Here is an 18,205-nt window from a genome sequence, read left to right as displayed (position 1 = left end):
TACCGAAATTTCTCGACCGACAATGCCCACCCATGACGACGCCCGTGCAATTGTCGCGGTTCAGGTACAACTTTCATCCCCCGTACGCTATATTGAACGTTGTCACAGACCACGTTCAACCACATCGAAGAGGCATTGTGGCTCAGAAAGTTAAAGTCGAAATACTTGACGACATCGACGGCACTCCGGCGACACAGGCCGTCAAGTTTGCACTGGACGGTGTTGAGTACGAAATCGATCTGTCCGACGACAACACAACAGCGCTACGCGAGGAACTCGCTCGCTACGTCGAGGCGGCACGGCGCACCGGCGGACGCAAGCGCACGAAGGCCACTGCACCACCCAGCTCAGCCGCGGACCGCGAGCGGTCGACAGCGATCCGCTCTTGGGCCAAGGAACGTGTCAGATCGAGGCAGGCTGTCGACGGAAATCGTCGAAGCCTACGAGCAGGCCACGGCTGCTCCTGCTGTCCCGACGCCCACGCGAACGCGACGTCCGCGCAAGAAGGTAGCCGCGTCCAAGCGGTAGAACCCGGTGCGGGGCGCGCGGACGACGTTTGCACGCCCCGCACCGGAACACCGATGAGCCAATCCGTTTGCCGTAGTGCCCTTCCAGACGAATTGGTCGGGGGTGAAGACCTGCACTGCAATCGGATGGCCCTACTGGGGTGATGCCGGTCGCACAGACCTGCAGCACCCCTGAGGCGCCTAGATGCTTGGGACATCCTTCTCGCCGAATACCTGCATCAAGGCCGTCGGCATCTTCGCGCGGTCCGGTCGACGCTCGGAAATAGACGTTCGCGGCTGTGGTTCATCCGCGAGATAGCGCTGGGCATGAGCGGCCTCAGCTTCGCTCAGCTCTTCCGCGGCCATCTCGGCAAGCATGGTGCGGATCTCGGCCAAGACCGCGGCGGGCTCGAACTTTTGTACCTGCCCGCCGCTTCGCCGCGCACGCCTGTCCAGATACTCCGGGTTCATGATGGATTCGATGTCGAATCGCCCAGGTTCTGGGCGCCTCTCACCCGTCCAGATCTGGTATCGGCGCCTCACTCGATCGCGCCACTCCGACCGGAGACCGAAGCCCCGCCGGTGACCGTAGTCCGTCGCGTTGATCAGGCTGACGAACGCATCATCGGCTCCATCGGTCATCACCGTGAGCAGCCGCCGCGAGAACAGCGTCCGGATCTCCGGGTCGTGCACCCAGGCCGGAAGTTGCTCAGGCCGTACTTGTCGCAGCAGCACATCGGCACCGTTCGGAACATCAGCGAGGGCGAAGACGTGGTCGACGATGACCCCACCGGCCAGGTCCTCGGCATGCACGGTGACTGTGCGGTCCTTGGCGCCGATCAAGGCCAGCAGCACAACCCTCGGATCCTGCGCCACCTCTCGTGCCCACACCGTGCTGACCGCTCGGCCGCGAGCAAACTCGGCACGCTCCACCCGCTCCGCGGCGGCGCCGAGGTGTGCCGCACAGTAGTGCCTGCCATCGCGGGCCATGCGAAGCGGTGTCTCGGAGGTGGCATGGCAGGTTCCACAGGTACGAGCGCGCTGGATGCCCCTGGCTTGCCGAGGTGTTTCGGCCGGAATCGGGACGGCGTCGGCGACGGCGTAGAGCGGGGTCAGTCGGCCGGATGCTGGGCGCAGCGTCGCGATCGGCGCCTGGGTTCGGGCGGGGATCAGCCGCCGACGGCGCAGATCCGAGAGCGGGAGCAGGATTTCCTCAGGCAGGGCCGGTGCGGTGTAAACGGGGCGGCCGGCACTGCAGCGCGTACGGCGGGAGTCCGCTGCATCGCCGTGCGTGCTGGTGGGCGTGAAGGTCCACCTCCGGCCGTCCAAGGTCACGACCTCTCCGGGCTGTCGTCCGCGGGCCGGCGAGGTCAGCGCACTGCGCATCCGGTGGGTGGGTTGCCCCGGCGACGGCGGCAACAGGACGCCCGTCAGCGATTGTGTGACGTCACCGAGCCGCCGTTCGCAACGCGCGTGGACGCCGTGCAAGTCGGTCCACTCGTAGCTCTCGGCGTTGAGCTCGGGGAACGCTGCGTCGGCGGGGAACAGGTCACGCTCGCGCAGCACGCTCTGCTTCGCCGAGCGAACCGACTCACCGGTAGTGGCTGCCCTAGTCCGGGCTACCTGGTGGAACTCCTCGACGAGGTGTGCGGCCTCGAGGGCGGGGCCGTGGCCGCGTGATCCGTCGAGGCGTTTGATTGCTTCGCTGTAGGTGAGGTCAGCGAGCAGAGCCAGCAGCTTAGCGTCCTGCCGACGCGCGGAGTGACTGTCCTTGGGCATGGTCATCGCCTATTCCGCAGGGTTTACCACGCACACCCTGACGTGACGAGACATACCGGCATCAGGTGTTCAGCTACTGCTACGCGGGACCGCAGGGACCTTTGGTCGACATCGTCATCCGACCGGCGTGGACGGCGGTGACAGCGACGGAGAACGTACGCGCCTTGACTCAGAAGCCATCGTAGCCGACTCGTTACCACGGACGATCCCCCGGGTCTGCCGTTTACGGCGGGGGGCACGCCCGACAGTCGCCGGCCCGAAGGACGACTTCACCGCTGGCTACCCGCATCCGGCTCCCAAGCTCGCGCCTTGAGGCTTCCCGCACTTTTGATGCCCCGTCGTTCGGCCTGCAGGCTGCCCGGAACTCGAACCCAGATCAGGAGAATTAAGAACTCGCAACTGACGAAACCGGCCAGCGGTCGCCGCACAAGGAACGGTTGAATAGGCGGTCCCCCATTGGGCTCCATTGCTCAAGTAGCGCCCAGCACACCACGACATTACAAGACACTAGCTGTCGCATAAAAGTCACCTGACCTGGACGGAGCATCCATGCTCGACACTATGCGGCAGCCACTGACACCGCAACCCGAACATTATTGATCCGCCTCCTCGGCAACAACACTGGCTGGCAACACTATCATCCTGTAACCAGAGTATATGAGACCTTTGCTCCTGAGATCCCTCATCAGTCGCTGCACGGTTATCTCCGAGACATCCATAAGGTGAGCCACCTCCTGCATGGAGATGGCGACCTTGACGCTGCCGTCGGACCGCGTCGAACCAATGCGTGCGCCAAGATCCACCAGGAGGGTTAAGAACTTTTCCTTTAAGCCCCGAGATATCCTACGCCGCGTTGCAGAACGAAGTCGAGCCGCTATCATGCCGGCGAGCGCTCTCGCAAGATCGGACTCAGAAAGCAAAAGCGAGGTGAAGTCATTAGTCGGAGCTCTGAAGAGAACACCATGGCTGGCCGCAATAGTGGATATCGAATAGGTATCACAATCAAAGAAGTCGAAGTTCAAGACTTCTCGAGGTCCACGAAAATCAACGAGTACAAACTCTCGGTCTGCGGGATCCTTTTCTTTAACCTCTTTAATCAGTCCCTCTTTTAGTACATACACTTCCGTAATAGGGTCACCTTCACCAAAGATCAGGTCCCCAGGGGAAAAAGACTCCTCCGAAGCGATCTCGCGAATCCGCTCGATGGCATGATCACCAAACCTAAAAGGAGAATCGCTTAGCGTCACATCGGATAGCATCTGAGGAGCCCGCGAAGAGGCACCTAAGCGATCCGCCAACTCGTCATAGCGAGCCCCCCAACCCGCTTCGTCGCCACCATATTCACGAACAATCGCCAGTACTACACTTTTTCGAGGCAACCGAGTGCCACTCAAAAAGGTACCCACTGTCGATGCCGGCAAATTTATACGCCCAGCGAGCGAACGAACAGTGTCTCCGGCACCACGGCTCATCACCCGGAACTCTGCCGCGAACTCGCGGAGCGCCTCCCGAGCAGGCACTTGGGGACTGGGCGGCCGACTCATCCTCAACTCTTGCCTTGTTCAGTGTTGACGTGCACACTAGCATGCACCGGATCGATGCGGTCATTTGACACCTTTGAGGTGGTACACGGTGCACGGTGGAGCGCTCGTAAGAACGTTGCTGGTAACGATCTCGCTGTTGCTCGGTGTAGTAGCAGCGTTGCTTACCGGAATCTTGACCACATGTAGTGGCGCGCCGCTCACGACAGCCATCTTGAGCGGCGGAGGTGCTTTCGTCGCTATGGTCCCGTTAGTACTACTGGTCGAACGTGAACTCGGACTGTTCGCCGACCGGGTCGGACGCGAGCCCGAAGGGAGATAGGCCTCGCCCACGCCGTCCAATTGGACTGGCTCGACGAAGGCTGTCCCGCGCAACACCGCTGCAACAGCGGCATCGACAGCCGACCGTCGGCAACTGGGCCTGAGCCGCATTCGCAACCTCGCCGGCAGTCTCGTCGGGTGTTGCGCGTCACCGACGCCGACCGCGTTTGGTCTTGGTCCCGCCTCCGCCGTCGACCGCAACGGCTTAGCCACCACACGCCGGGCTACCCGCTCACCTACCTGCCGTTGCAGTACGAGGTCGTCCACGAACCCTGAGACGGCGTGAAGGGGCCCCCCACGTCACTGGAAGACCCCTTCGACCTGCGGGCTACAGAGTTTCGCGGGACCGCCAGACTCGAACAAGCGCGCAAGCTCAATCAGTATGTCTTGTCTCGGTACGGACAGAGACCCGAAGTTGATAAGGAGTTGATTCGGGCGCGCAAACAACTCGCGATCTGCTTACTTGACCTCGACGGTGCTGAGCACGACGCGTGGGTCGGCGATCACGACGTTGGCTTCGCCGGCACCTGGCTGGGTGATGAAGTCGAACGTGATGACCTCATGGTGCCAGCCTTCGGAGATTACGAACGAGCGCCCTGCAAAGGTCTGACGAGGGCTGCTGTCACCACCGATGGTGCCTGCCACGTCGGCAGCTGTCTGAACACCAGAGGTCTGCACTGTGACCGTAGGCGATTTCACTACACCATCGGGTACGCCGACTCGAGCTGAGAAGGTGGCTTTGCGCATACTCTCGACCTTGTAGTTGACGCTGCAGGAGACCTTCTGGAACCGATTGGTGGCGCCATCGTTGCGCTGGAGGTGGAGTCCATAACCGCCCTCGTACTTCTGGCCGCCTAAGCTCCCAGGCGGCAGAGGTTGTAGAATGCCAGCTTGCCCCTGCGGGTTCGTGGGACCGGGAGCGCAGTCAACCGCAAGTTCTAGTTGCGTAGCTGGCGGAGGCGAGACCAAGCCAGGAATAAGCAACGCTGCAGCCGCGGCTGCTATGCCAGCACCGATCGTGCCGACGAGCATTGCAAGCGGTCGGAACTGCAGGCCAACGCGGCCGCGGGGGCCATCATCCTCGTCGAGCTGTCCGCCATGCTGCCGGTACTGACGCTTCCAGTAGTCGAGTGCCCGATCGTTGCCGGGTCCCTCACAGGCGACGACGTACGCCTTCACATGCTCCCACGGCGGCAGCTTTTTACCGTTAGCGGCCTGCGACAAGACAGAGTGCGTGAAGTGCACCCCGGGTCGTTTCTCCATATCTCTATACGTCGGCCTGCCGTGATTCTCTCGCAGTTGCCTGAGAGCAACTCCGAAGCGGGCTTCCAAGCTCTGATTAGGATCGACCTTGTTCTCCGGGCGTCCCGGCGTGGCCATCATTCGACGATCCCTTAGCCCCAGTGCCACATCGGGTCCGCCGGGCGCGTCGGGTCCGCGGCGGACACTCCGTATCCCATCGCGCCGAGCTGACTACTCCGCATCAACGTGAAGGCGCCCGCTGCCAGGTTGCCGATACCAATGCCCTGCCCGAGCAGGCTCTTGACGAGCGATACTGCGACGACAGCGACGCTGGTGGCCGCCGACAATGCGCCGAGGACAGCGACGCCTCCGAGCTCAGCGATGTAGGTCAGGGCGACGATGCTACTGAAAACGATCATGTACAGCCATGACATGTCGGTCAAACGAGTGACGGGCAGACACTGCGCGTTCATCGACGCCTTTGGACATTTGCGCATCGAGACTTCTCCTCGGCTCATCTGGTCTGGCGGTCCACGAGCTGTTCACCGTGCCCACTACAACTGGTAGCCTGCGGGTGACGCCGCAGGCGCAGGGTGTTCAGTTCGTCGTGGCTTAGTATCTCCACCGCCCAAGATCAATCTCCACTGATCGACCTAGTGCCAAATCAATTCGGATGCGGCCGACATGGTCTCCTGCACGGCCCACGCGAGACGACTGTTGGATGCGAGCTGGAACTTCAGCAGGTCAGTGACGCGATGAAGCGTCCACCCGGGATCACCTCCTGGCAGCAGCGCGGACCGTTGCCGGTCTCCAGTTGGGCTCCGCTGCTCACGGAGCACCTGCTACGACGCGACAGTGCCCAACACTAGGGCCAGGCAGAAATGCCGTCCGACCTGCAAAGATTAGTCTTAGGAGACACGCCGCGGCACCTATTGATACGGGGAACTAAGGGATTAAAAGTCCGCAGCTCTACCAATTGAGCTAACGGCCCGTACCGCAAGTTTAGCCAGGACCCCGTCACCCACCCGCACACCGGGTCCGGCTGAGGCCGCGGCGAAGGTCAAGACTGGTTCTCGCCGCGCTGGGCTCGCATCATGCGTGCATGCCAGGTTCGCTGCTGATCCTCACCGGGCCGCCCGGTGCCGGGAAGTCCACCGTTGCTCGACTGGTCGCCGAAGACGCACCTCGGCCGACCGTGCACCTGCACACCGACAGCTTCTACAGCTGGATCCGGACCGGGTTCGTGGCGCCGTACCTGCCCGAGGCCGCCCGGCAGAACGACGTCGTCCTCGGGGTGATCGCCGAGGCCGCCTGTGGGTACGCCCGGGGCGGCTACGACGTCGTCCTCGACGGGATCGTCGGCCCGTGGGCGCTGGAGCCCTTCCGCGACGCCGCCAAGCGGGATGGCCTGGACCTCTTCTACGTCGTGCTGCGGCCGAGTCTCGAGGTCACCCTCGCCCGCGGGACCGCGCGTGAAGGCCGCGAACTCACCGAGATCGAGCCCACCACGGGGATGCACGGCGCGTTCGCCGACCTGGGCGAGCTCGAGAAGAACGTCATCGACACCTCGGACCAGACCATCGGCGAAACCGCGGACGCAGTACGGCGCCGAGCACGCTCGGCGCCGTACTTGCTCTGATGTGGGCAAACAGTCGTCAGCAGGTCACGAACAGCCCGGTGTAGGCCGTGCACTTCTTCGACGCCGTGTCGTTGGCCGTGACCGGGTCGGCCGGGGTGCTGGCCGCACGCTGGGCCGTCGCCGTGAACGCGCCCCACGCGAACACGCCGCCCTCCGACGTGAACTTCGCTGTGGCCGACGCTCCTGGCGCCAGGGTGCCGATCGCGCAGTTCACGTTCGCGCCCGAGCGGGTGCAGCCGGTCGCCGACGTGACCGAGCGGTTCGAACCCGCGTTGGCCGTCACCCGGACGCCCGTCGCGGTGGCCGGGCCGCTGTTCGACACCGTGATCACGTAGTCGACGCGCGCGACCAGGCCGACGCGCGGCGTGGCGGTCAGCGCGACCTTGACGTCGGCCTTGGGAGCCGCCGTGATCGTGATGGCGGGGCCGTCCTCGACGCTGAACGCGTAGTTGTCGCCGGCGAACTGGTGCTGCAGCGTGAACTGGCCGCCGGGGACGTCTTCCTTCACGCGGAGCGTGAACGTCACGGTGCGGCTCTCGCCCGCGCCGAGGTCGCCGACGCCGCCGCGGTAGCTGCTGAGGTACTGGTCGCAGCCGAGCGTGCCGGCGCAGGAGACCAGGTCCACCAGCTCGGTGATCGGCTTTTCCTTGGTGTAGACCGCCGCCTTCGCGCCGGCGACCGTGAAGTCCGTCGGGTTGTACAGCTGCTCGGTGACCGTGAACGTGTCGCCGGCGTGGACCGACGTGTCGCTGACGTCGATCGTGCTGGGGGCGGGCGCCGCGGACGCGACGGCGGGGGCCGCGAAGAGAGCCGCTGCGGTCAGCGCGGCCAGCACGGCGGTTCTTCGACCGGTTCGCTCCATGGTCGTGATCTCCTGATTCCGGACGAGGGGTGCCGCTCCGACCGCGTGGGGACGGGGTGATCGCAGCAGCTGACGAAGATCAGATCGCCGCCCCCCGGCATTCGTTACCGGGTTCGTGAAACCGTGTCTGAACTGGGGTTTCCCCCCGTTGCCGGGTCACCGGACCCGCGACCGGACCGAAAATTGTCGGACCCTCGTGGCACGCTCCGCACATGACCGAACACACCACCCCAGTCGCCACCCCGAGCCGCTTGACCGGCGACCGGGTAGACCCCACACCGATCGCGGATGAGCGCCAGGCGCTGACCGAGAGCCTCGACTACTACCGGCGCACCTTCGAGATGAAGTGCGAAGGCCTGGACCCACCCCGGTTGTCCGAGCGCTCGGTACCACCATCGACGTTGACCCTGCACGGCCTGCTGCGGCACCTCACCGGCGTCGAACGCTGGTGGTTCCGGATCCAGTTCGCGGGCGAGGACGTCCCGAACCTGTACTACTCCGACGACGACCCGGAACAGGACTTCACCGCGCTGGACGGTGACGTCAGCGAGGCGTTTTCGCTGTGGCACGACGAATGCGCGCGCTCCCGGGAGATCGTCGCGGCGAACTCGCTGGAGCAGACCGGGACGCGGATCAGCACCGGCGAACCGTTCACGCTGCGCTGGCTGATGCTGCGCATGATCGGCGAGTACGCGCGCCACATCGGCCAAGCCGACCTGGTCCGCGAACGGATCGACGGCGCCACCGGCGAATGACGGCTCAGGCTCGCGCCGCCAGGCGGCGAAGCCGGAAGAGGAGGTTGCCCACGAGCGGAGGGACGATCCAGCACGCGTTGGCGTAGTGCGTGAAGAAAGCGACCGGGATCGAGACGGCGAAGGCGGCGATCATCGCGCCGAGGCCGCGGGAGAACTGGTGAGCCCGCCAGACCCGGCTGAGGGAACGCAGCCGAGTCGGGCCGCGTGCGATGCTGAGGCCATGACCGTCGACCCCGATTCCGGACTCCTGTCCCCGGTCCGGGCCGGTACGCCGGCCGAAGCGTCCACCGGAGACGAGGCCTGGTTGCGTGCCATGCTCGACGCCGAAGCGGCGCTCGCGAGAGCGCAGGCGCGGCTCGGGACGGTGCCGGCCGCGGCCGCGGCCGCGATCACGGAGGCCGCGAGCAGCGCGCGGATCGACGTCGTCGAACTGGCGCGCGGGTCACGGGCGACGGCGAACCCGGTCGTCGGGCTGGTCAAGGCGTTGACGTCGGCCGTCGGCGGAATCGCGCCCGAGGCCGCCGAGTACGTGCACCGCGGCTCGACCAGCCAGGACGTCTTCGACACGGCGATGATGCTGGTCGCGGACCGGACGCTGCGGCCGCTCGCCGCCGACCTCGACGCGACGGCCGAGGCGCTGGCCGAGCTGGCGCGCGAGCACCGGGACACGACGATGCCCGGCCGGACGTTGACGGCGCACGCGGTGCCGACGACGTTCGGGCTCAAGGCCGCGGGCTGGCGGCAGCTGGTGCTGGACGCGGCCGTCCGGGTCCGGCGCGTGCTGGATGGCGGGTTGCCGGTCTCACTGGGCGGCGCGGCCGGGACGCTGGCGGCGTACCTCGAGTACGCACGTCTGGCCGACGCCGCGTTGCCTGAGCAAGCGGGGCAGGAGGGTGCCGGCGAGCGGGGGGGCGGGGGCGGGGGCGGGGGCGGGGGCGGGGGCCAGGATCTCGCTGACGCTGCCGTCGTGGCCGGACAGTCCGGCGGCGGTCTTGGTGATCACAGCGCCGACTACGCCGAGCGCCTGACCGCCGCGTTCGCCGAGGAGACCGGGCTGGCCACGCCCGTGCTGCCGTGGCACTCGCTGCGGACGCCCGTCGTGGACCTCGCGAACGCGCTCGCGTTCACCGCGGGGGCGCTGGGGAAGCTGGCCGTCGACGTCGCGACGCTCACCCGGACCGAGCTCGGCGAGGTCGTCGAGCCGGCTGCCGAGGGGCGGGGTGGCTCGTCGGCGATGCCGCACAAGCGGAACCCGGTGCTCGCGACGCTGATCCGTTCGGCCGCTCTGCAGGTGCCGGTGCTGGCCGCGGGCGTCACGCAGTCGATGCTGACCGAGGACGAACGCTCGGCCGGGGTCTGGCACGCCGAGTGGCAGCTCATCCGCGAATGCCTCCGGCTGACCGGTGGCGCCGCGCACACGGCTGCCGAGCTGGCGCGCGGGCTCACCGCGCAGCCCGGGCGGATGCGGGCGAACGTGGCGTCGACGCACGGGCTGATCGTGTCCGAGCGGCTCTCCGCCGTGCTCGCGCCGCTGCTCGGCAAGGCGAAGGCCAAGGAACTGCTCGGTGAGGCGTCCCAGCGGGCGGTGCGTGACGACCGGCCGTTGCGGCAGGTGCTGGACGAGCTGCCCGCGATCACCGAGGTCCTCACCCCGGCGGCGCTGGACGGCCTCCTCGACCCGGCCGCCTACACCGGCGCGGCGGCGTCGCTGGTCGACCGCGCCCTCGGCGAGCCTCGGCCGGGTGGCGCTTCGGAGTAGTGGCCAGGAGTGGTCCGGCGGGCCGCGGCAGGACAACCGAGCCCCGCGCCGGCTCCGGGCCATGGCGGCGACCCCGCCTGGCACCAACGCGGCCATCCCGGCCACCCTCGCCACCCCGGCCGCCGCGCCCTTCTGACCAGGCGTGAGCCGCCGGCGAAAATTCTTTGAACCACCTTCGCCGAGTGTCCGTGTAGTGGGTATCAGGTAGCCGCACCGAGCGGCGGGAAACCAAAGGACACAAGGAGAACTTCCATGCTTCGCACGCGCATCGCCGTCTCCGTCGCCGCGGCGGCAGCCGGGCTGGCAGTGCTCACCGCTTGCTCGGGTGCCGAAACTGCTCAGCCGGTCATCGCCCCCGCAGCGGCGGGGGGCACCGGTGGCGGCCAGCTCGCCAACGGGCAGGTCGGCAACGCCGCCCCCGCGTCGAACGAGTCGAAACTGGTCGTCGCGGACGTCGCCAGTGTCGGGCAGGTGCTCACCGACCAGAACGGCATGACCCTCTACCGGTTCGACAAGGACACGGCCAAGCCGCCGAAGTCCAATTGCGACGGTGACTGCGCCAAGGCCTGGCCGCCGATGCTGGCCACCGGGGACGTGCAGGTCCAGGGGGTCGACAAGAACCTCGTCGGGAAGGTGACGCGCTCCGACGGCACCGAGCAGATCACCGTCGGCGGGTGGGCGCTCTACCGCTACGCCAAGGACACCAAGGCCGGCGACGCGACCGGCCAGGGCGTCGCCGGGGCCTGGTACGCGTCCAACGCCAAGGGCGGCAAGGCCGGGCAGGCTGCGAGCGAAGCGGGCGTCGTCAAGCTGAGCGCCAGCAACATCGACGGGCTCGGGGCGGCGATCACCGACCAGAACGGCATGACGCTCTACCTGTTCCAGAAGGACACCAAGAAGGCCAAGACCTCCGCTTGCAACGGCGACTGCGCCAAGACCTGGCCGCCGGTGCTCTCCAACGGCAAGGTCGAGCTGCAGGGCATCGACTCGAAGCTGCTCGGCAGCATCAAGCGCGCGGACGGCACCGAGCAGGTCACCATCGGCGGCTGGCCGGTCTACACCTTCTCGAAGGACACGAAGCCCGGTGACGCGAACGGCAACGGCGTGAACGGCACTTGGTTCGTCATCGAGCCCGCCGGGTGCAAGATCGGCACCGGCTCCAGCGCCACCACCAACCAGGCTCCGGCTGACAGTGGCGCTGGGACCAGCAACTCCGGCTCGGGTGGCACCACCTACTGAGCCACCCAGCAGAACTTCTTTAGTGGGCGAGGCCCGGCGGACGCTCTTCACGAGCGGCCTCCGGGCCTCGCTCGTCGTGGTGGCGACGCAGGAACGAACGACGGCGCGGCTCCTCGGCCGAGGCCGGGGTGGTGTCCGTGCGGTCGGTGTCCGCGACGCGATCGGTGCGCTGCTCGGCGACGGTCGGCTCGTCGGCCACCTCGTCCTCGGGGACGTGGATGGTGCGGCGGGCGGGCAGCACGGCGATCAGCAGGCCGAGCGCGGCGACACCGAGGTGCAGCCAGGTGTCGGCGCGGCCCATGTCCATCGGGTTGCCGGCGTTGGCGAAGGGGTTGTTCGAGATGAGACCGTCGATCATCAGGCCCCACACGAAGAGGGCGCCGTAGAAGATGAAGAGCAGCCAGCCGAACGTCCGGGCGCGGCCCGAGCCGAACGCCAGCAGCAGGCCGACGACGCCGGTCACGACGCGGACCAAGCTCATGAGCGGGTTGCCGGAGAACCGCCAGAAGCCGGCGTCGTGGTGGCCGGCGAAGTTCCCGACGCCGGTCCTGGCGAACCCGATGATGCCGACGACGAGGAACGCGATCCCGGCCAACCCGGCCAGCACCTGCGCCGGCTGCAGGCCGCGAACCCGGATGCGTGCGCCTTTCGCGTGAGTCATGACTCCAGTCCTTCCCAGAGTGTGGTGACGATCGTCACCGCACACAGGTACCCCGCGAACACGGGCAGCGAAACGACGGTGCTTGCCCGCAGGTCCGCGGAGCGTTCCCGGATCCGGGCCCGTCCGAGAGCTATCCCACAAAGTCACCCGATCCGGGGAACGCCGGAGGGCGCTTCCGGCAATCCGGATCATGCGCAAGCTGAGCGGCATCTTCCTGGTGGGACTGTGCGTGGGGGCGATCGGCGCGGTGACCGTCACGATCAGTCATGGCGCCGCGCAGGCGCCGCGGGTGATCGCCGTCACCGAAGCGATGACATCGATGTCTGAATCGCCCGTCACACCGAGCGCGAGTTCGGCTCCGACGCCGAGCTCCTCGCCGGCTCCCCAGCCCGAGTCCAAGACCGAATCCCAGCCCGCGGCCAACGTGGACGCCGCCGAGCTGGACCGGATCGTCGACGGTGGCAACGTCAGCGTCGTGGTCTTCGACCGGCAGGCCGGAGCGACGACCGTTTCGGTGCACGCGGATCGCGAGTACACCTCGGCTTCGCTCGTGAAGCTGCTGATCGCGCTCGCCGTCCTCGAGCGGGGCGGCCCCACGGCGCAGGTGCAGCGGATGCTGTCGCGCAGCGACGACGAGCTCGCGAGCCGGTTCTGGTCGGCTTACGGCGGGCCGTCGATCGTGACGGGCTGGGCCACGAGGATCGGCCTCACCGGCACCCGCGCGCCCGCGGACCCGGGGCGGTGGGGTGACACGCGGATCACCGCGAAAGATGTGGTGCGGATCTACCAGTACGTGCTGGCGCAGGGGCCCGCGGCGATCCTGGCCGCGCTGCGGGCCGCGACCGAGCAGGGGTCGGACGGTTTCCGCCAGTACTTCGGCATCCCGGACGCCGCCGGCGATCGGCCGTGGGCGGTGAAGCAGGGCTGGTCCTGCTGCCGGCCGACGCGGATGCTGCACACCTCGGGCCTGATCGGCGAGGACGGCCGGTTCATCGTGGCGGTGCTGAGCGAACACCCCGCCTCGGTCGACTACGCGACGGCCTCGAAGCGCGTGACGTCGGTGGTCTCGGCGCTCCTGGGCTGAGCGCGCACCCCGGCGGGACGCGGTTCGGCCTCGATCCCTTGCCCCGCTACTGGTCCGTGTCCGCCAGCGCTCCCTGCGCGCCCGAGCGCGGCAGTGGCCACGGCACCACGCCACCGGTGGTCTCGACCTGTCGGCCGGCCGGGGACGGCGCCAGGGTGTGCGCGCCGATCCACGTCAGGATGTCCGGGATCTGCGACTTGAACGTGTTCATGTTGTGCCCCGCGTCCGGGATGCGCCACGACGAGAACTGCAGCGGGGGCCGGGCCGCCGCGCGGATCTGGTCGATCGCGAAACTCTCGTAGCTCTCCTTCTCCCCCGAGATCGCCAGGATCTCCACCGGCGAGGGGTGCAGCCGCACGTTCACCCGGACGTTGTTCGCGTCGTTGATGTCCTGGCGGCCGTGGAACAGATCCTCCGTCTCGGCGTCGACCTGGGCCTTGTCGTAGCCGCTCACACTGACCGCCTGGCCGTACCACTGGGGGTGGCGCGTCACCAGGTTCATCGCGCAGTAGCCGCCCGAGGACCAGCCCGCCATCGTCCACGCCCGGCGGTTCGGCGACACCCCGAGCTTCTGCAGGGCCCAGTCGCGCAGGTCGGCCGTGAGGTACGTGTCGTTCGCCGTTCCGTTGACCTCGTCGACGCATTCGGTGTCGTGGCCGACCTTCGGGACGCCCGTCGGGTCGGGGACGATCACCACCGACGGCGGCAGCGCCTTGCGCGCGATCGCCGTGTCGAGCTGCTGCGGCATGCCGTAGACGGCGAAGACCTCCGGGCCGGACGGGTAGTTCGGGAGCCACTCGACCACCGGGAACCGCAGTTCCTTGTACGCCGCGTCGAAGTACTGCGGGGGCAGGTAGACCGTGACGTCGCGGGTCAGCTTGGTGCGCCGGCCCGTCACCTTCATGTGGACGACCGTTCCCTTGCCGTCACGCGCGTGCGCGACCCCCGTGTCGCGCAGCTTTTCGAGGTCCTCGCCGTTCTGCGCGGCCTCCGCGTCGGTGCCCTGGCCGGAGTACACACCGGTGCCGAGCAGCGACCCGACCGTCGGGAAGAACCCGCCGATCATGTTGCCCGCCATGCCGGTCGTGAGCACCAGGAGCACGACCGCGAGCAGAACGGTGGCGCTGCGCCACAACCGCTTGCGCTTCCAGCGGTCCCAGCACCACGGGACCGCGATGATCGCGAGCAGCGTCAGCACGACCACCACGATCATGTTGACCGGCGAGTCCAGCCGGATGCTGCTCAGGTTCATCGTTCGGTCCTTCCGGGCGGGCAGAAATGCGCGCCCGGATCGATCGGGAGTCGCGTATATATCACGTTTGAGCAGGCATGCGCGTTGCGGCCCTGTGAGTTGCGTCATAGGGCCGCAACGCGGTGCGGACTCAGCGTTTTCTCAGTTATTTCTCCAAAGAACGCGTCAGCACCGTGATCGCCTGGGTGATCGCGGCCTCGGCGGCGTGGGTCTCGCGAAGCGCGTTGACCATCACGAAGTCGTGGATGATCCCCTGGTACCGCACGGCCGTGACGGGCACACCGGCCTGACGCAGCTTCGCCGCGTACGCCTCACCTTCGTCGCGAAGCACGTCCGCCTCGCCGGTGATCACCAGCGCCGGCGGCAGCCCGGCCAGCTCGTCGAGCGACGCGCGCAGCGGGGACGCGGTGATCTCCGCGCGCTGCGCGGGATCCGTCGTGTACTGGTCCCAGAACCACTTCATGCCCTCGCGGCCGAGGAAGTAGCCCTCGGCGAACTTCGTGTACGACTCGGTGTCGAAGTTCGCGTCGGTCACCGGGTAGAAGAGCACCTGCTGGCGGAAGGTGACGTCGCCGCGCTGCTTGGCCAGCAGCGTCAGCGCCGCCGTCATGTTCCCGCCGACGGAGTCGCCGGCGATCGCGATGCGCGAGGTGTCCAGCCCCTTCGAAGCGCCGTGCGACGCAACCCACTTCGCGACGGCGTAGCTCTGCTCGATGGCGACGGGGTAGCGCGCCTCCGGCGAGCGGTCGTACTCCGGGAAGACGACGGCCGCGCCGACACCGGCGGCCAGTTCGCGCACCAGGCGCTCGTGGGTGTGGAAGTCGCCGAAGACCCAGCCGGCGCCGTGGATGTAGACGATCACCGGCAGCGGGCCGTCGACGCCGGCCGGGCGCACGATCCGGGTCTCGACCTCGCCGGTCGGGCCGCCGGGCACCTGCAGCACCTCGACCGACGCGTCGGCCATGGCGACCTCGCCGTCCTGGACGCCGTCGACGGCCTTGCGCCCCTCCTCCGGCGGCAGCTGGAACAGGTACGGCGGCTGGTCGGTGGCCTCGGCGAACGCCTGTGCGGCCGGTTCCAGGGCGAGGTTGTGCGGGTTGGCGGTCATGTCGTCCTCCTCGGGGCGGTGCGAGCTGATGCCACAAACGTAGCCCCCAACTGAGTTGTGCACAACTGAATGACGCCCAATGAGATGCAGCGCACTTAAGTTGCCGCACAGCACCAGGGCGAGGACCATGGAGCGTCGAGAGATAGGAGGACGCCATGGCATCGCTGCGACTGGACGACCAGCTCTGCTTCGGGCTGTACTCGGCGTCGCGCGCGGTGACGTCGCTGTACCGGGCCGTCCTGGAGGACCTCGACCTGACCTACCCCCAGTACCTGGTCATGCTGGCGCTCTGGGAGAAGGACCATCGCCTGGTGAAGGAGCTCGGCGCCGAGCTGAACCTCGATTCGGGCACGCTCTCGCCGTTGCTCAAGCGGCTGCAGACCGCGGGCCTGGTGATCCGGAACCGGCAGGCCGACGACGAGCGGTCGGTCCGCGTCAGCCTGAGCGAAACCGGGCGGGCGCTGCGCGATAAGGCGCAGGGCATCCCCGACGTGATCGGCGCGGCGATGGGCCTTGACGACGCCGGGGTGGCCCGGATGCGCGCCGAGCTCGATCGCCTGACAGAGTCGGTGAACGCCTATCGGGAGGCTCTGACACCGGCATGATCAACCACGACGATGCCCTGAAGGCCGTCGAGAGCAGCCTCGACCGGCCGTCGGCGGCGCGGATCTACGACTACTTCATCGGCGGGAACACGCACTACGCGATCGATCGCGAGTTCGCCGAGAAGGTTCGCGCCCGGTTGCCGCTCATGGGCGATTACTGCCTGACGAGCCGCCAGTTCCTCGGCCGCGCGGTGCGCGAGTGCGTGCGCGCCGGCATCCGGCAGTTCGTCGACATCGGCTCGGGCCTGCCGACCGCGGGCAACGTCCACGAGGTCGCAGATCAGGCCAGCGCGCAGCTCGATACGCGCGTGCTCTACATCGACAACGAGCCGATCGCCCTCGCTCATTCGACGCTGCTGCTCGCCGACACCGCCGACCCGGAGCGCCACCACGCCATCGCCGCGGATTTCCTGCAGCCCGAAGACCTTTGGGACCGCGTGGCCGCGTCGGACGTGATCGACGTGCGCGAGCCGGTCGCCCTGGTGATCAACGCGGTCATGCACTTCATCAAGGACGAGCAGAACCCGGACGAGCTGCTCGCGTACTACCGCGACCGCCTGCCGTCCGGCTCGCTGCTGGTGCTGTCGCAGATGACCAACGAGAACCCGGTCAACGACGACGAGCGGCAGGCGCTGGCCGACCTGCTGGAGTACTACGAGACCACGACGAACCCGGGTTTCCTGCGGCCGATGGCCGAGTTCGAACGCTTCTTCGGCGGCTGGCCGATGCTGGAACCGGGGCTGGTCTACGCGCCGGCGTGGCATCCGGACGACCGCACGGTGTTCGCCGGCTCGCCGTCGGAGTCGCGGGTCATCGGCGGCATCGCGCGCAAGCCCTAAGAAGCTTCGCGTAGCCCTTCCAGCACGTCGAGCACCGCGCTCTTGCCGAGCTCCACGGCCTTGCGCAGCACCTCGGGGTGGCGCTCCAGCACTGCCACGTCCGGCGAGCCGGCCGCCGGGCGGATGCTCAAGATCCGCGGGTCGGACGCCAGGACGTCCTCGTCCTCGACGTCGCGCCGGAAGGTGTCACGCCACGCGGGAATCGCGCCCGGGGCCTGGCGACGCAGGAAGCGCGGCACGACGACGTCGTACGCCCTCGGTGGCGGCAGCGGCAGCTCGTCCGCGCGGCGGGTGCGCAGCACGAGGACGTCGGTCGCGTCCTGGGCCAGCGCCGTGCGGTACGGGATGGGTTCGGCGACGCCCGCGTCGACGAACCGGCGGCCGGCCATCGGGATCGGCGGGCCGGCCAGTACCGGCATGCAGGACGACGCCGCGAGCGCGACCTTGACCGCGTCGACGTCGTCGAGAAAAGGGTGCAGGTCGGTCGACTCCCCCGTGTCCGCGTCGGTGGCCAGCGGGTGGAACGTCACCGGGTTGGCCAGGATCGCCGGGAAGTCCATCGGCTCCAGCACCGAATAGACCTGGTGGACGAGGTATTCGAGATCGATCACCGCGCGGCCGCGCAGGGTGTGCAGCGGGTTGATGATCCGGCGCATGACCACGGGGTTCCACCAGGTCCGCACGCCGGTGGACGAGCACCCGCTGAGCAGCCAGGCGCCGTTGAGCGCGCCGGCCGAGGAGCCGTAGACGGCGTCGAACACCGGGACAGCGCCGAGTTCGTCCAGCGCCAGGGCCATGCCGCTCGAGTACGTGCCGCGGCTGCTGCCGCCTTCGACGGCGAGTGCGAGGCGCCGGCCGTCAGTGCGTTCGCCCGGCACGCTGCCCGTCGCCATCCGTTCGGAGATCAGTTCGAGTACCGGGTGCACCCTTCCCATCCTGGTCTTTTCGCCGATGAAGTCGACCCGTTTTGTGAATGTCACAGCTCCCCTCAGGGGGTGAAGTGATGCGCGCCT

General features: G+C 67.6%; 18 protein-coding genes and 1 pseudogene. 9 read left to right on the top strand and 10 right to left on the bottom strand.

Annotated elements, in window-relative coordinates; genetic code table 11:
- Positions 1-137: 137 nt before the first annotated feature.
- Positions 138-528 (top strand): annotated as a pseudogene (locus AB0N03_RS31910) (Lsr2 family protein).
- A 179-nt stretch (positions 529-707) separates the two neighbouring features.
- Here AB0N03_RS31910 and AB0N03_RS31905 read toward each other — a convergent pair.
- From AB0N03_RS31905 to AB0N03_RS31890, 4 genes are all read right to left on the bottom strand, one after another.
- A complete protein-coding gene (locus AB0N03_RS31905; protein WP_364379224.1) occupies positions 708-2,291 on the bottom strand; it encodes a hypothetical protein in 1,584 nt (527 codons plus the stop codon).
- Positions 2,292-2,878: 587 nt separating this feature from the next.
- A complete protein-coding gene (locus AB0N03_RS31900) occupies positions 2,879-3,757 on the bottom strand; it encodes a Crp/Fnr family transcriptional regulator (protein WP_364379221.1) in 879 nt (292 codons plus the stop codon).
- Positions 3,758-4,606: 849 nt separating this feature from the next.
- A complete protein-coding gene (locus AB0N03_RS31895) occupies positions 4,607-5,530 on the bottom strand; it encodes a helix-turn-helix transcriptional regulator (protein WP_364379218.1) in 924 nt (307 codons plus the stop codon).
- Between the two features lie 11 nt (positions 5,531-5,541).
- Positions 5,542-5,886, bottom strand: coding sequence for a hypothetical protein (locus AB0N03_RS31890; RefSeq protein ID WP_364379216.1), 345 nt, complete (start codon positions 5,884-5,886; stop codon positions 5,542-5,544).
- A gap of 605 nt (positions 5,887-6,491) precedes the next feature.
- On the opposite strand from AB0N03_RS31890, the gene AB0N03_RS31885 reads away from it, so the two are divergent.
- Entirely contained in the window at positions 6,492-7,028 is a 537-nt protein-coding gene (locus AB0N03_RS31885) for an AAA family ATPase (protein WP_364379213.1), read from the top strand.
- 16 nt (positions 7,029-7,044) lie between these two features.
- Here the strand turns inward: AB0N03_RS31885 and AB0N03_RS31880 are convergent, their stop codons facing one another.
- Entirely contained in the window at positions 7,045-7,890 is an 846-nt protein-coding gene (locus AB0N03_RS31880) for a hypothetical protein (protein ID WP_364379210.1), read from the bottom strand.
- A gap of 212 nt (positions 7,891-8,102) precedes the next feature.
- Here AB0N03_RS31880 and AB0N03_RS31875 point away from each other — a divergent pair, with 212 nt between their 5' ends.
- Positions 8,103-8,645 (top strand): DinB family protein, encoded by a 543-nt coding sequence (locus tag AB0N03_RS31875; RefSeq protein ID WP_364379207.1) that lies wholly within the window; start codon positions 8,103-8,105, stop codon positions 8,643-8,645.
- Positions 8,646-8,649: 4 nt separating this feature from the next.
- On the opposite strand, the gene AB0N03_RS31870 is transcribed toward AB0N03_RS31875, so the two are convergent.
- Positions 8,650-8,778: a hypothetical protein gene (locus AB0N03_RS31870; protein WP_364379204.1), complete on the bottom strand. Its 129-nt coding sequence runs from the start codon at positions 8,776-8,778 to the stop codon at positions 8,650-8,652.
- 87 nt (positions 8,779-8,865) lie between these two features.
- Between AB0N03_RS31870 and AB0N03_RS31865 the strand changes: the two genes are divergently transcribed.
- From AB0N03_RS31865 to AB0N03_RS31855, 3 genes are all read left to right on the top strand, one after another.
- Positions 8,866-10,404, top strand: coding sequence for a lyase family protein (locus tag AB0N03_RS31865; protein WP_364379201.1), 1,539 nt, complete (start codon positions 8,866-8,868; stop codon positions 10,402-10,404).
- Positions 10,388-10,540 carry a hypothetical protein gene (locus AB0N03_RS31860; RefSeq protein ID WP_364379198.1) on the top strand — a complete coding sequence of 51 codons (153 nt, stop codon included), beginning with the start codon at positions 10,388-10,390 and terminating at the stop codon, positions 10,538-10,540. Before AB0N03_RS31865 ends, AB0N03_RS31860 begins: the two co-directional genes overlap by 17 nt.
- A gap of 116 nt (positions 10,541-10,656) precedes the next feature.
- Positions 10,657-11,643: an SCO0930 family lipoprotein gene (locus tag AB0N03_RS31855; RefSeq protein ID WP_364379195.1), complete on the top strand. Its 987-nt coding sequence runs from the start codon at positions 10,657-10,659 to the stop codon at positions 11,641-11,643.
- A 19-nt stretch (positions 11,644-11,662) separates the two neighbouring features.
- Here AB0N03_RS31855 and AB0N03_RS31850 read toward each other — a convergent pair whose 3' ends face one another.
- Positions 11,663-12,304, bottom strand: a complete 642-nt coding sequence (locus AB0N03_RS31850; RefSeq protein WP_364379192.1) for a DUF4383 domain-containing protein — start codon at positions 12,302-12,304, stop codon at positions 11,663-11,665.
- Between the two features lie 190 nt (positions 12,305-12,494).
- Here AB0N03_RS31850 and AB0N03_RS31845 point away from each other — a divergent pair, with 190 nt between their 5' ends.
- Positions 12,495-13,388: a hypothetical protein gene (locus AB0N03_RS31845; RefSeq protein WP_364379189.1), complete on the top strand. Its 894-nt coding sequence runs from the start codon at positions 12,495-12,497 to the stop codon at positions 13,386-13,388.
- 46 nt (positions 13,389-13,434) lie between these two features.
- On the opposite strand, the gene AB0N03_RS31840 is transcribed toward AB0N03_RS31845, so the two are convergent.
- Together AB0N03_RS31840 and AB0N03_RS31835 are read right to left on the bottom strand one after the other, a co-directional pair.
- Positions 13,435-14,640, bottom strand: coding sequence for an alpha/beta hydrolase-fold protein (locus AB0N03_RS31840; RefSeq protein ID WP_364379186.1), 1,206 nt, complete (start codon positions 14,638-14,640; stop codon positions 13,435-13,437).
- A gap of 145 nt (positions 14,641-14,785) precedes the next feature.
- The gene (locus AB0N03_RS31835) at positions 14,786-15,748 is read right to left on the bottom strand and encodes an alpha/beta hydrolase (RefSeq protein ID WP_364379183.1); all 963 of its coding nucleotides are present in this window, start codon (positions 15,746-15,748) and stop codon (positions 14,786-14,788) included.
- Between the two features lie 155 nt (positions 15,749-15,903).
- Between AB0N03_RS31835 and AB0N03_RS31830 the strand changes: the two genes are divergently transcribed.
- Entirely contained in the window at positions 15,904-16,353 is a 450-nt protein-coding gene (locus AB0N03_RS31830) for a MarR family transcriptional regulator (RefSeq protein ID WP_364379180.1), read from the top strand.
- Positions 16,350-17,192, top strand: coding sequence for an SAM-dependent methyltransferase (locus AB0N03_RS31825; protein ID WP_364379178.1), 843 nt, complete (start codon positions 16,350-16,352; stop codon positions 17,190-17,192). The genes AB0N03_RS31830 and AB0N03_RS31825 overlap by 4 nt, the downstream gene beginning before the upstream one ends.
- Here AB0N03_RS31825 and AB0N03_RS31820 read toward each other — a convergent pair.
- Positions 17,189-18,127 (bottom strand): patatin-like phospholipase family protein, encoded by a 939-nt coding sequence (locus AB0N03_RS31820; protein ID WP_364379176.1) that lies wholly within the window; start codon positions 18,125-18,127, stop codon positions 17,189-17,191. The genes AB0N03_RS31825 and AB0N03_RS31820 overlap by 4 nt on opposite strands.
- Positions 18,128-18,205 lie beyond the last annotated feature (78 nt).

Source organism: Amycolatopsis sp. NPDC051061 (assembly GCF_040682935.1).
Classification (GTDB): Bacteria; Actinomycetota; Actinomycetes; order Mycobacteriales; family Pseudonocardiaceae; genus Amycolatopsis.
This window is presented reverse-complemented; position numbering and strand designations above follow the sequence as displayed.

Coding starts and splice junctions, on each gene's coding strand:
- AB0N03_RS31855 (WP_364379195.1), top strand. CDS start 10,657: ATGCTTCGCACGCGCATCGCCGTCTCCGTCGCCGCGGCGGCAGCCGGG.
- AB0N03_RS31885 (WP_364379213.1), top strand. CDS start 6,492: ATGCCAGGTTCGCTGCTGATCCTCACCGGGCCGCCCGGTGCCGGGAAG.
- AB0N03_RS31820 (WP_364379176.1), bottom strand. CDS start 18,127: ATGGGAAGGGTGCACCCGGTACTCGAACTGATCTCCGAACGGATGGCG.
- AB0N03_RS31875 (WP_364379207.1), top strand. CDS start 8,103: ATGACCGAACACACCACCCCAGTCGCCACCCCGAGCCGCTTGACCGGC.
- AB0N03_RS31905 (WP_364379224.1), bottom strand. CDS start 2,291: ATGACCATGCCCAAGGACAGTCACTCCGCGCGTCGGCAGGACGCTAAG.
- AB0N03_RS31880 (WP_364379210.1), bottom strand. CDS start 7,890: ATGGAGCGAACCGGTCGAAGAACCGCCGTGCTGGCCGCGCTGACCGCA.
- AB0N03_RS31850 (WP_364379192.1), bottom strand. CDS start 12,304: ATGACTCACGCGAAAGGCGCACGCATCCGGGTTCGCGGCCTGCAGCCG.
- AB0N03_RS31900 (WP_364379221.1), bottom strand. CDS start 3,757: ATGAGCCGTGGTGCCGGAGACACTGTTCGTTCGCTCGCTGGGCGTATA.
- AB0N03_RS31845 (WP_364379189.1), top strand. CDS start 12,495: ATGCGCAAGCTGAGCGGCATCTTCCTGGTGGGACTGTGCGTGGGGGCG.
- AB0N03_RS31865 (WP_364379201.1), top strand. CDS start 8,866: ATGACCGTCGACCCCGATTCCGGACTCCTGTCCCCGGTCCGGGCCGGT.
- AB0N03_RS31870 (WP_364379204.1), bottom strand. CDS start 8,778: ATGATCGCCGCCTTCGCCGTCTCGATCCCGGTCGCTTTCTTCACGCAC.
- AB0N03_RS31895 (WP_364379218.1), bottom strand. CDS start 5,530: ATGATGGCCACGCCGGGACGCCCGGAGAACAAGGTCGATCCTAATCAG.
- AB0N03_RS31890 (WP_364379216.1), bottom strand. CDS start 5,886: ATGCGCAAATGTCCAAAGGCGTCGATGAACGCGCAGTGTCTGCCCGTC.
- AB0N03_RS31830 (WP_364379180.1), top strand. CDS start 15,904: ATGGCATCGCTGCGACTGGACGACCAGCTCTGCTTCGGGCTGTACTCG.
- AB0N03_RS31835 (WP_364379183.1), bottom strand. CDS start 15,748: ATGACCGCCAACCCGCACAACCTCGCCCTGGAACCGGCCGCACAGGCG.
- AB0N03_RS31825 (WP_364379178.1), top strand. CDS start 16,350: ATGATCAACCACGACGATGCCCTGAAGGCCGTCGAGAGCAGCCTCGAC.
- AB0N03_RS31840 (WP_364379186.1), bottom strand. CDS start 14,640: ATGAACCTGAGCAGCATCCGGCTGGACTCGCCGGTCAACATGATCGTG.